Origin of the sequence: Aquabacterium sp., assembly GCF_014378415.1 — a bacterium.
Lineage (GTDB): Bacteria > Pseudomonadota > Gammaproteobacteria > Burkholderiales > Burkholderiaceae_C > Aquabacterium.
Map to the genome: position 1 here is coordinate 16,794 of NZ_JACMNS010000064.1, position 11,698 is coordinate 28,491.

Genomic DNA, 11,698 nt, shown 5'->3' on the forward strand with positions numbered 1-11,698 from the left:
AAACTTTCAATACCGTCCAGTGACCCCTGCCAGTCGCAGGTAAGTCTTGGCCATCCAGGCGATCGTTGAGCGCCGCACCCCGGTCATCCAACTGCGTTGACGAACCAGCGGCGCTGGGATCTCTGTGCTCTTTTCAAAGTCGCTGGTCAGTGCGGCCGACAGCGTGCGCACAAAGCCCCGGTCCCGCACCACCAGATTGGCCTCCAGGTTCAACACCAGCGACAGCGGGTCCAGGTTGGACGAACCAATGGTGGCCCACTCGTCGTCCACGCACAGCACCTTGGCATGCAACAGCGCCGGTTGGTATTCAAAGATGCGGACGCCATGCAACTGCAGGTCGTGGTACAGCACCTGGGCCGCGATCGCCGCGATTTTGTAGTCTGCCTTGCCTTGCAGCAGCAGCCTCACCACCACCCCGCGCTTGGCGGCATTGCGCAGCGCATGCCGCAAGGCCCGGGCCGGGTAAAAGTAAGGCGTGACGATGTCGACCCGCGTGCGCGCATGCAGGATCGCCTGCAAGGCCGCGCGCTCGATGGTGCGCCGCTGCAGCAGGTTGTCGCGCAAGACAAAAGCGCAGCGCATGGGCAGGTTGGTGGCCGAGGCCGCCGATAAATGCCGCTGCGCTCTGGGGGGCAGTCGCAGGCGAGCCCTTTGCCACACTGCGCGCAGGCGCTTCATGCTGCGGTGGTCCGCCATCCAGTGAACGATGTCATCGCGCCAGTCCCGCCCCACGGTTGCACGTGTCCACATGGCCTTGACCGTGTGCGCCATCGGCATCACGGCTGGGCCCATCACCTGCAAGGCATAGTCCAATCGAGGGTTCGAAGACCAGCCCAGCGCCAGGTCATACCGATCATCGATCAGGTTGATGCCCCCCACGAAGCCCACCGCATCGTCGATCACGCACAGCTTCATGTGCATGCGCCGCCATTGCGACGAATCGAGCAAATTCAGCAAACCACGCACAGGCCGATACACCACCAGCTTGATGCCAGCCTCCTCCAGGTCCCGCCACAGCGAGGCCGGCGCATCGCGAGACCCCACGCCGTCCACCACGAAGTGCACGTCGATGCCCCGTTGGGCCGCCATCATCAAAGCTTGCAGCACCAACTGGCTTTGACCGATGGGTGACACCAGGTAGGTCGCCATCCACACCGACCGCTTGGCCGCGTCGATGCTGGCGCACAAGGCCGGGAATTGTTCTACCGCGCCCTTCAGCAAAGTGACCTGGTTGCCTCCCGTGAACATCGGCTTGCGCTGGCCGTACCAAGCCAAGCCGCGCAGTGCATGCGCCGAGCTTTCTTCGGGCAACAGCAGGCTCATTCGATGTGGTCGATGTCCAGCTCGACCACCAAGGGCAAATGGTCTGACATGCGCGCCCAGGCGCCACCACGCGGCACCATCACCGACTGGCAGCTCAAGCCCCGTGTGTAGACGCGGTCCAGTGCCAGCACCGGAATGCGCGAGGGGAAGGTGGGCGTGTTCGGGGCTTTGGGCAAACCAGCGCGCTTCAGATTGGCCGTGTGCAAGACTTGATCCAGCTTCTCGTTCCAGTCGTTGAAGTCACCCGCCACCACCACCAGCGCTTCGGGCGGCAGGTGCTTGCTCACCAGCGCCGCCAGTTGTTCGGCCTGCCGAACGCGGCTGGCGTGGATCAGGCCCAGGTGCACCACGATCACGTGGATCTCGATGCCGCGCCAGAACACCGGCACGTGCAGAAACCCGCGCTGCTCGAAGCGGTGGTCCGACACATCGTGGTGGCCGATGTTGCCCATTGGCCAGCGGCTCAACAGGGCGTTGCCGTGTTCGCCATCCTTGGTGGTGGCGTTGGTGCGGTAGGCCACGTCATAGCCTTCGGGCGCCAGAAAGTCGGCTTGCGGCTGTTGCGGCCAGCACAGCGGGCCGTAATCCGTGCGTGAAAAGCGCTTGGCCTCGGCCTTGTGGAACTGTCGCACCTCCTGCAGGCACACGATGTCGGCGTCAAACGCCTCGACCGCCAAGCTCAGGTTGTGGATTTCCAGGCGCTTGGTGGGGCCCATGCCCCGCACGCCCTTGTGGATGTTGTAAGTGGCCACCCGCAAGTGCGTGGACGACTGCGTTGAAGGTGGCAACAGTGAAGACTGGAGGGGGTTCAGCACGGCGGATCATTCCAACAGCGGCGCGAACAAAGGCGTTCACACCCACACCATAGCCGCAACTGGCCCTGGAGTTCAGAGCGTTGAAGGGGCGGCTTTCCCGCTAAATCGAGGTAACTGCAAAATCGCTTCGGCGTTGGAGGGCGAAAAGCACCGGTCTGCCGCCTCTTGCCAGGGCAGCCAGGCCCAGGCGGTGTGCTCGCGCGGCGCCAGGGTGATCGGGGTGTTGCGCGGCACGCACAAGCCAAAAACCCGCTCGGTGTTGTGGGTCACGCCCGGCGCATACCGATGCCGCCAGACCGGGTAGATCTCGTAAACGTTTTCGATGGCCCAGTCCTGCAAGGCACTCAGCGGCACTGCTTGGCTGCCGATGACGATGCCGGTTTCTTCCTGCACCTCACGCGTGGCCGTGGTGTCCCAGGGTTCGTCTTCCAGGTCTTTCGATCCGGTCACGCTCTGCCAGAAACCGGGCTGCTGAGCCCGCTCGATCAGTAGAACGTCCCAGTCGGGCGAGTGGATCACCACCAGCACCGACAGCGGGATTTTGGATGGGCGCTCGCCCATGAGGTCAGGCCGCGGCCTTGCCAGCCTGCGGATTGCGCAGTCGGATGTGCAGTTCTTTCAACTGCTTCTCGTCGACCGGGCTCGGTGCGTGCGTCAGCAAACACTGGGCGCGTTGCGTCTTCGGGAAGGCGATCACGTCTCGGATCGACTCGGCGCCGGTCATCAGCGTGACCAGGCGGTCCAGGCCGAACGCCAAACCACCGTGCGGAGGCGCGCCGTATTGCAGCGCATCCAGCAGGAAACCGAACTTCAGCTGCGCATCTTCCGGGCTGATCTTCAGCGCGCTGAACACCTTGCTCTGCACTTCGGCACGGTGAATCCGGATCGAGCCGCCGCCCAGTTCCCAGCCATTCAGGACCATGTCGTAGGCCTTGGAAATGCACTTCTCGGGATCGGTGTCCATGAGATTTTCATGGCCATCCTTGGGGGCCGTGAAGGGGTGGTGTACAGCGTTCCAGCGGTCGCCTTCTTCGTCGTGCTCGAACATCGGGAAGTCGACCACCCACAGCGGGGCCCACTTGTGCTCGAACAGGCCGGTCTTTTTGCCGAAGTCGCTGTGGCCGATTTTGACGCGCAGCGCGCCCAGACCATCGTTGACCACCTTGGCCTTGTCGGCGCCAAAGAAAATCAGGTCGCCGTTTTGCGCGCCGGTGCGCTTGAGGATCTCGGTCAACGCCTCATCGTTCAGGTTTTTCACGATGGGCGATTGCAGGCCTGCACGCAGCTGCTCAGAGGACTGGCCCTCTTTGACCTCGTTGACCTTGATCCAGGCCAGGCCCTTGGCACCGTAGATCTTCACGAACTCGGTGTAGGCATCGATCTCACCACGCGACATGGCGGCACCGCCGGGCACGCGCAGCGCGGCCACGCGGCCACCCTTGGTCGTGGCGGGGGTTGAGAACACCTTGAAGTCGACGCCGGCCATGATGTCGGTCAGCTCGGTGAACTCCAGCTTGACGCGCAGGTCGGGCTTGTCCGAGCCGTACAGGTGCATCGCATCCGCGTACTTCATGACCGGGTAGTCGCCCAGGTCCACGTCCAGCGCCGTCTTGAAGACGTGGCGGATCATGCCCTCGAACATGTCGCGGATCTCTTGCTCGCCCAGGAACGACGTCTCGATGTCGATCTGGGTGAATTCGGGCTGGCGATCAGCGCGCAAGTCTTCGTCGCGGAAGCACTTGGTGATCTGGTAGTAGCGGTCAAAGCCCGCCACCATCAGCAATTGCTTGAACAACTGGGGCGACTGGGGCAGGGCGAAGAAGTGGCCTTCGTTCACGCGCGAGGGCACGAGGTAATCGCGCGCGCCTTCGGGCGTGGACTTGGTCAGCATTGGCGTTTCGATGTCGATGAAGCCGTGCTCGTCCAGGAACTTGCGCGCTTCCATGGCCACGCGGTAGCGCAGGCGCAGGTTCTTCTGCATGTAGGGGCGGCGCAGGTCGAGCACGCGGTGCGTCAGGCGCGTGGTCTCGGACAGGTTCTCGTCGTCCAGCGGGAAGGGCGGCGTCACGCTGGGGTTCAGCACTTCCAGTGTGTGGGCCAGGATCTCGATCTTGCCGCTGGTCAGGGTGGCGTTCTCGGTGCCGGTGGGGCGGGCGCGCACCAGGCCGGTGAGTTTGAGGCAGAACTCGTTGCGCACGCCTTCGGCCACCTTGAAGGTGTCGACACGGTCGGGGTCGCACACGACCTGGACCAAGCCTTCGCGGTCGCGCAGGTCAATGAAGATCACGCCGCCGTGGTCGCGGCGGCGGTGGGCCCAGCCCATCAGCGTCACGGTTTGGCCCATCAGCGCTTCGCTGACCAGTCCGCAGTAAGTGGTTCGCATCGTTGTTCTCCGAATATCGTGATCGTCGTGGGGCTGGCGACGCTTTGCACAAAAAGCGCCCGCCCAGAACCCTCGATTGTCCCTCAGGAATTGAGGTCGTCAGCCTGTGTGGCTGCGGGCGGTGGTGTTGTCGACCACCAAATGGGGCGGCGGGGCTACCACGCCCATGGAAATGATGTACTTCAGGGCTTCGTCCACCGACATCTGCAATTCGACCACGTCGCTGCGCGGCACGATCAGCATGAAGCCGGAGGTGGGGTTGGGGGTGGTGGGCACGTACAAGGTCAGGTGGTCATCGCTCAGGTGCGCAGCCACTTCACCACTGGGCTTGCCAGTGACGAATCCAATGGTCCAGGAGCCGGCGCGCGGATATTGCACCAGCACCGCATGGCGAAACGCCTGGCCGCTGCTGGAAAACAGCGTGTCCGATACCTGCTTGACCGAGGTGTAGATGGATTTGACGATCGGGATGTTGGAGAACACCCGGTTCGACTGGTTCAGGATCCACTGGCCAGCAAAGTTGGTGACGGCCAGGCCAGTCAGCAACAGCACCGAAATCATCGCGATGGCGCTCAGCCCCGGGATGGACCGCAGGGATTGCAAGCCCGGGCGCAGGCTTTCCGGCAGCACGGTCTGCGCGGCGACGATCAGGCCGGCGAAGACGCCATCCAGCACGCCCAGCACCTGCAGCATCACCCAGATGGTGATGGTCAAAGGCAACCACACGAGCAAGCCGGTCAGGATGTATTTCTTCACAAATGCGCTTCAAGATGAGGCCTGAAAGGGCCGGGCGATCGCAGTGCATGCGATCAATGGACTGATGAACTCGTTCAGGCGGCGCTGGCAGGCGAACTGCCACCCGATGACGGCGTGGTGGTGGTGGTGATGCTGGCGGGCGTTGCAGGTGTGGCCGATGGCGTCACGGCGGGCGTGGCCGTGTCGGTGCTCGTCGGGGCCGCTTTGTCTTTCGATTCAGGGGCCGCAGCATTGGCGCCGCCACGGAAATCGGTCACGTACCAGCCCGAGCCCTTCAGCTGAAACCCAGCCGCCGTCAGTTGCTTCTTGAAGCTTTCGGCCCCGCAGGCCGGGCAGGTGGTCAGAACGGGGTCGGACATTTTTTGCAAAATGTCTTTGGCATGACCGCAAGACTCACAGCGGTAGGCGTAAATCGGCATCTCAAACCTTCGGGTTTTCCAGAAAAACGACATTCTACGTGCCGCGCTCAGCCTTGGTGGTGCTTTCGATCGCGGCGGTCCCTGATGAACTGGGGCGCCAAGGAGCCTGCCACCATGCCGATCAGCGCAGCGATCAAGCCCGCCAACTGGCCTGGAAACGCTTCGCCCCACGGCGCATGCAGCTGGAACGCACCCCACACGCCAATGCCCAGGGCGATGGACAGCACCGCACCTTGCGTGGTGGCGCGCGACCAGTACAGACCCATGGTCAGGGGCACGAAGGCGGCCACCAAAGGCACTTGGTACGCCGATGACACCAGGTCATAGATGGGGGTGCCTTGCATCACGATGGCGTAGGCCAGCACCAGCGCCGTGAACACGAAAATCGTGATCCGCAGAGACAGCAGCACCTGCTTGTCGTTCATGCCCGGCTTGATGTTGCGCAAGATGTTTTCCACGAAGCTGGTGGAGGGCGCCAGCAGCGTGGCCGACGAGGTCGATTTGATGGCCGAGACCAGCGCCCCGAAGAAGAAGATCTGCGCCACCAGCGGCATGTGCGTCAGGATCAGGGTGGGCAGCACTTTCTGCGGGTCGTTGGCCAGCAGTGCCTTGGCCTCGGTCGGCATGATGATCATGGACGCGGCCACGATGAACATCGGCACGAAGGCAAACGCCAGGTAGCTGAAACCGCCGATCATGGCGCCACGGCTGGCGGTCTTGCCGTCTTTGGCCGACATCACGCGCTGGAAAACGTCCTGCTGCGGGATGGATCCAAACATCATGGTGATGGCCGCTGCAATGAAGGCGATCCACCCCGAGGGCGTGTGTTCCGGCCAGATTTTGAACCAATCGTTGGACTGGGCCAGTGCGATGACTTTGTCGGCGCCACCGGCCTGCTCGCTCGCCATCACGGCAATCACCGACAGGCCGACGACCAGCACGATCATCTGGATGAAGTCGGTCCAGGCCACGGCCAGCATGCCGCCGATCAGCACGTAGACCAGCACCAGGCTGGTGCCGAGGACCATGCCCTTCCATGGTTCGATGGCCCCGCCGGACAGCACCGAAAACACCAGGCCCAGGGCCGTGATCTGCGCGGCCACCCAACCCAGGTAGCTCAGGATGATCGCGATCGAGCAGAAGATTTCCACGCCTTCGCCGAAACGCGCGCGGTAGAAGTCGCCGATGGTCAGCAGCTTCATCTTGTACAGCTTGGTGGCGAAAAAGGCGCCCACCAACACCAGGCACATGGACGCGCCAAAGGGGTCTTCGATCACCGCGTTCAGGCCGCCTTGCACGAACTTGGCCGGGATGCCCATGACGGTTTCGGCGCCAAACCAGGTCGCGAACGTGGTCGTGATCACCATGGCCAAAGGCAGGCTACGGCCCGCCACGGCAAAGTCGGTCGTGTTCTTGATGCGTGTGCCGGCGTAGACCCCGATGCCCATGGTTCCCACCAGGTACAGGATCACAAACCAGAGCAAAGTGGTGTTCATGTCGCCAAAAACCTTCTACTTTCGGGCCGAGGATCGGCGCGCAGTGTAAGGCCTTGCTCGCCTAAATCATGCCGGCCAGGTGCAGCTTCAGCAAGAGTTGCGCCACCAGCAACCCCATCACGAAACCCATGCCCACCCACAGGGCGGCGGTCATGGTGCTGTTGGTTTTGCGTTGCTCTTTCAGGATGGCGGCCAGATCGCGCCGCAAGCCGACATCGCCGCGCTCCAGGTTCTGGTGCAGCAGGCGCGGCAATTCGGGCAAGAGCTTGGCGTAACGGGGGGCTTCCTGTTTGAAGCGCTCCAGCAGGCCGCGCCAGCCGACTTGCTCGTTCATCCAGCGTTCCAGGAAAGGCTTGGCCGTGCTCCACAGGTCCAGGTCGGGGTCGAGTTGGCGGCCCAGGCCTTCCACATTGAGCAAAGTCTTTTGCAACAGCACCAGTTGTGGCTGGATTTCCACATTGAAACGCCGGGAGATTTGAAACAGACGCAACAAGACCAATCCCAGCGACAGATCCTTCAAAGGCCGGTCGAAGTAAGGCTCGCACACCGTTCGCACCGCGCCTTCCAGCTCGTCAACCCGCGTGTTGGGCGGCACCCAGCCGCTTTCGATGTGCAACTCGGCCACGCGTTTGTAGTCGCGGCGGAAGAAGGCGATGAAGTTCTGTGACAGGTACTCTTTGTCGACCTCGGTCAGCGTGCCGATGATGCCGAAATCCAGTGCGATGTAGCGGCCGAATGTTTCTGGGGCCAGGCTGACCTGGATGTTGCCCGGGTGCATGTCGGCGTGGAAAAAACCATCGCGGAACACCTGGGTGAAGAAAATGGTGACGCCATCGCGCGCCAGCTTCTTGATGTCGACGCCGGCATCTCGCAGGCGGGCCAGGTGGCTGATCGGCACGCCTTTCATGCGCTCCATCACCATGACCGTGGAGGTGCAGTAATCCCAGATCATCTCAGGCACCATCACCAGATCCAGGTTCTTCATGTTGCGACGCAGTTGCGCGGCGTTGGCGGCCTCGCGCACCAGGTCCAGCTCATCGTGCAAGTACTTGTCGAACTCGGCCACCACCAGGCGTGGCTTGAGGCGGCGGCCATCGGCCCACAAAAACTCAATACAGCCGGCCAGCTTGCGCATCAACGCCAGGTCGTCGTCGATCACGCGGAGCATGCGGGGCCGCAGCACCTTGACGGCCACCTCGCGCCCGTCGTGCAGCACGGCAAAGTGCACTTGCGCGATGGAGGCGCTGGCCACCGGTTCGGCATCGAACTGTTTGAAAATCGCTGAAATAGGCTTGCCCAGCGCTTTTTCCACCAGCTTCCTCGACTCTTCGCCCGGGAAGGGGGGGACCCGATCTTGCAGTTTGGCGAGTTCATCGGCCACATCCGGGGGCAGCAGGTCGCGGCGCGTTGACAGCATCTGCCCGAACTTCACGAAAACGGGGCCCAGGCGCTCAAGTGCCTGGCGCAGGCGCTCACCACGCGGGGCATGCAGGCGGCGTCCCGTCGAGATGATGCGGGACAGCAGGCGCAGGCTGGGGCGTCGCAAGCTGTCCAAGGCCAGCGCATCCAGTCCGTATCGCAAAAATATCCAAGCAATGAACAAGGCTCGCATCAGGGTTCCCGCGGCCTCTCAGCGCTTGGCTTCGTGGAAGCCAGGTCGGCGGCCTGCATCGGGGCGCCAGCGCAGCAGGGCCTCCTTCAGGCTCTCGCCCACCGAGCGCAGCACCTGGCTGGGGGTGTTGCCCAACCAGCGCGCCAGGTCATCCTCGATGTCCCAGCGCAGATTTTTCATCAGCCAGGATGCTGTTTCAGCCAGTGCAGCATCACCGTCGATGCTGACCTCGGGGCGTTCACCTTGCAGCGCCCGTCGAGCCAAGGTCCAGGGCGCGGTCAGGTGGACGGTCAGGGTCAGGCCCACAGGGGTGGTGGTCGCACCATTTGCCGTGGCCACTTCGAACAGGCCGGCCGGGGTGATGGTCAGCCGCACGGGCTGGGGCGCCCAATCGGCGCTGGTGCTGCCCGGCGACAACCATGCCGCGAACGGTGGCACGAATGACGAAGTCCAGCGGATGTCGACCGTGCGGCCAACATGGGCCTTGAGTTTGGCCATGGCCACGGGTTCGCTGGCCACCACGTGGTTCAGCAGCAGTGCAAGCCGCGGCAGAGCCAGCGGGCCAATCCAGGAAAGGGGGTTCATTGCCATGGACTAATTGTAGGTGTGGGCCGACAGTTGAAACGGACGGCGACCAATTGGGGTGTGCACCGTTCCATTTGTCATGCTTTTTGAGCCACAATCGTTGGCAGGCTTTATGCAGGCGCCCGACCCCGGGCCAGCTGTGGTCATGGGCTGCCTACGCCGACCATGGCGTGGGCAGAGTTCAACGTTTTCCGGGGCCTCGGGGTCTGCCCCTGGTGCACATGTTCAATAACCGCAACTACAACCGAACGTTTTTCAACGCACCGCAGTCGGTCACGTCTTTCATCGCAGCATTCCTGGAACCTCTGGTCACGGTGGCTTCCTTGCTGGGCACCATGGCGTACTACGACGAGCCAGTCCTGCGTGCATCAATGGCGCTGTGCTTGCTCGTGTTCGCACTGACTTTCCCTGGGCGAAATCGATTCAACGACTCTCGTCTGGAAGCGGGCGTGGACATTGTGAGTTCATGGGTGTCCATGCTGCTGATCCTGTGGCTTTGCGGCTATGCCACCAACAGCCTGATGTTTTTCGATTTCACGGTGATGTTGTCTTGGGCGGTGGTCACGCCGCTGCTTCAGTGGATCGCTGTTTTGATTGGCAAGGCCATCCTGAAGCACCGTGCTTCTCTGCCCAACGCCCGCAGGCGGGCCATCGTGGTGGGCGCAGGGCCCCTGGGCGGCAAAGTGGCCCGCGCTTTGCAAAGCAATCTCGATCAAGGCACTGAGTTTGTTGGTTATTTCGATGACCGCACCGACAGCCGCGTGCTGTCTGAAGCCGTCAGCATGCGCCTTGGCGGCCTGCGCGATGTTGCCAACTACGTCTACGCCCACAGCATCCACGAGGTCTACATCACCTTGCCATTGGGCTCTCAGCCCCGCATTGTGGAATTGCTGGAAGCCGTTCAGGGCACCACGGCCTCGCTTTATTTCGTGCCCGACGTGTTCGGCATCAGCATCATCCAGGGCCGCCTGCAGGACATGAATGGCGTGCCGGTGGTGGGCATTTGCGAAACCCCCTTCACCGGGACCAATGAACTGGTCAAGCGGGTGTCCGACATCATCTTGGGCAGCATCATCGTGGTGCTCATCTCGCCCATCTTGCTGGGCCTGGCCATTGCGGTGAAGTTGAGTTCGCCCGGGCCGGCCATCTTCCGGCAAAAGCGCAATGGCCTGGATGGCGAAGAAATCATCGTTTACAAGTTCAGGTCCATGCGCTCGCAAGACAACGGCACGGTGGTCAAGCAGGCCACCAAGGGCGATTCACGCATCACGCCTTTTGGCGCCTTCATCCGCAGAACCTCGCTTGACGAATTGCCGCAATTCATCAATGTTCTGCAGGGGCGCATGAGCATCGTGGGCCCACGCCCCCATGCCGTGGCGCACAACGAGGAATACCGCCGTTTGATCAAGGCCTACATGGTGCGCCACAAGGTGCGCCCCGGCATCACGGGCTGGGCACAGGTGAACGGTTACCGCGGTGAGACCGAGACCATCGACAAGATGCAGGCGCGGGTAGAGTTTGACCTGGAATACCTGCGCAATTGGTCGCTGGGGCTGGATTTGCAAATCATCATCCGCACCATCCGCCTGATGATCTTTGACCGCAATGCTTATTGAAAGAAGGTTGGCTGTGAAATTGAAAAAAATGAACGCGCGCACATTGAACCTCGTGGCTGCCGCCGTGCTGGCCGCCTGCGCATTGCCGGTCCATGCGGCGGGGGACGAAAACACACCTTTTTCGTTGAAGTTGAGTGAAGCGGTGTCTTATGACACCAATTACGCGAGAAATGCCCAAAATCAGTCCGAAGTCGTTTCAAGCACTGCAGTTACCCTGGGTTTGGATAAAAATTACGGGCGCCAAAATTACACGGCTTCTGGCAGGTTTGGTGTTGATAAGCACAAAAATTTTAAAAATCAGGATAATAACAATTATGACCTGACTGGGGGGTTCACATCGGGAATCGCCTCAAATTGGATCGTGGCGATCAATGGCTCGACCAGTGAGAAGTTGAATTCTGTTGAAAATAATTTGTTGAATAACCGGCTCGCAAAGAATGTGGCGACTTTGCACAACGTAGGGGCGAATGTGCAATATGGGGTAGCGGGGCGATGGTCACTGTTGGGTTCATTGGGCATGGCGCGTAATTCATATTCGCTGGCTTCGTATGAATATCAGAACAGAGAGCAAAGCTCAGGCGGGCTGCGATTGGTTTACAACACCAGTGATTTGCTGAGTTTCGGTGTGGGGGCATCTACAGCCAATAGCAAGTATCCCAACCAGATCGTTGCTGGTGTGCCTGAAGAAGTCAA

The 11,698-nt window shown here is 61.6% G+C and carries 11 protein-coding genes; 2 read left to right on the forward strand and 9 right to left on the reverse strand.

What is annotated here, in order from left to right:
- Window positions 1-6 precede the first annotated feature (6 nt).
- From clsB to H7225_RS06570, 9 genes are all read right to left on the reverse strand, one after another.
- Window positions 7-1,323 carry a cardiolipin synthase ClsB gene (gene clsB, locus H7225_RS06530; RefSeq protein ID WP_290660038.1) on the reverse strand — a complete coding sequence of 439 codons (1,317 nt, stop codon included), beginning with the start codon at window positions 1,321-1,323 and terminating at the stop codon, window positions 7-9.
- Complete coding sequence (locus tag H7225_RS06535) at window positions 1,320-2,135, reverse strand: endonuclease/exonuclease/phosphatase family protein (RefSeq protein ID WP_290660069.1); 816 nt, start codon at window positions 2,133-2,135, stop codon at window positions 1,320-1,322. Before H7225_RS06535 ends, clsB begins: the two co-directional genes overlap by 4 nt.
- Window positions 2,136-2,210: 75 nt before the next feature.
- Window positions 2,211-2,699: a dihydroneopterin triphosphate diphosphatase gene (gene nudB, locus H7225_RS06540; protein WP_290660040.1), complete on the reverse strand. Its 489-nt coding sequence runs from the start codon at window positions 2,697-2,699 to the stop codon at window positions 2,211-2,213.
- A 4-nt stretch (window positions 2,700-2,703) separates the two neighbouring features.
- Window positions 2,704-4,521: an aspartate--tRNA ligase gene (gene aspS / locus H7225_RS06545; RefSeq protein ID WP_290660042.1), complete on the reverse strand. Its 1,818-nt coding sequence runs from the start codon at window positions 4,519-4,521 to the stop codon at window positions 2,704-2,706.
- A 99-nt stretch (window positions 4,522-4,620) separates the two neighbouring features.
- Window positions 4,621-5,277, reverse strand: coding sequence for a DUF502 domain-containing protein (locus H7225_RS06550; RefSeq protein WP_290660044.1), 657 nt, complete (start codon window positions 5,275-5,277; stop codon window positions 4,621-4,623).
- A 74-nt stretch (window positions 5,278-5,351) separates the two neighbouring features.
- Window positions 5,352-5,696: an FmdB family zinc ribbon protein gene (locus H7225_RS06555; protein WP_290660053.1), complete on the reverse strand. Its 345-nt coding sequence runs from the start codon at window positions 5,694-5,696 to the stop codon at window positions 5,352-5,354.
- Window positions 5,697-5,743: 47 nt separating this feature from the next.
- Complete coding sequence (locus tag H7225_RS06560; RefSeq protein WP_290660055.1) at window positions 5,744-7,192, reverse strand: sodium:solute symporter family protein; 1,449 nt, start codon at window positions 7,190-7,192, stop codon at window positions 5,744-5,746.
- A 61-nt stretch (window positions 7,193-7,253) separates the two neighbouring features.
- A complete protein-coding gene (gene ubiB, locus H7225_RS06565; protein WP_290660057.1) occupies window positions 7,254-8,804 on the reverse strand; it encodes a ubiquinone biosynthesis regulatory protein kinase UbiB in 1,551 nt (516 codons plus the stop codon).
- A gap of 18 nt (window positions 8,805-8,822) precedes the next feature.
- Window positions 8,823-9,395, reverse strand: coding sequence for a hypothetical protein (locus H7225_RS06570; protein ID WP_290660059.1), 573 nt, complete (start codon window positions 9,393-9,395; stop codon window positions 8,823-8,825).
- 215 nt (window positions 9,396-9,610) lie between these two features.
- Here H7225_RS06570 and H7225_RS06575 point away from each other — a divergent pair, with 215 nt between their 5' ends.
- Window positions 9,611-11,005 carry an undecaprenyl-phosphate glucose phosphotransferase gene (locus tag H7225_RS06575; protein WP_290660061.1) on the forward strand — a complete coding sequence of 465 codons (1,395 nt, stop codon included), beginning with the start codon at window positions 9,611-9,613 and terminating at the stop codon, window positions 11,003-11,005.
- Between the two features lie 13 nt (window positions 11,006-11,018).
- Window positions 11,019-11,698 (forward strand): hypothetical protein (locus tag H7225_RS06580; protein WP_290660063.1); only part of this gene is annotated, 680 nt, incomplete at its 3' end.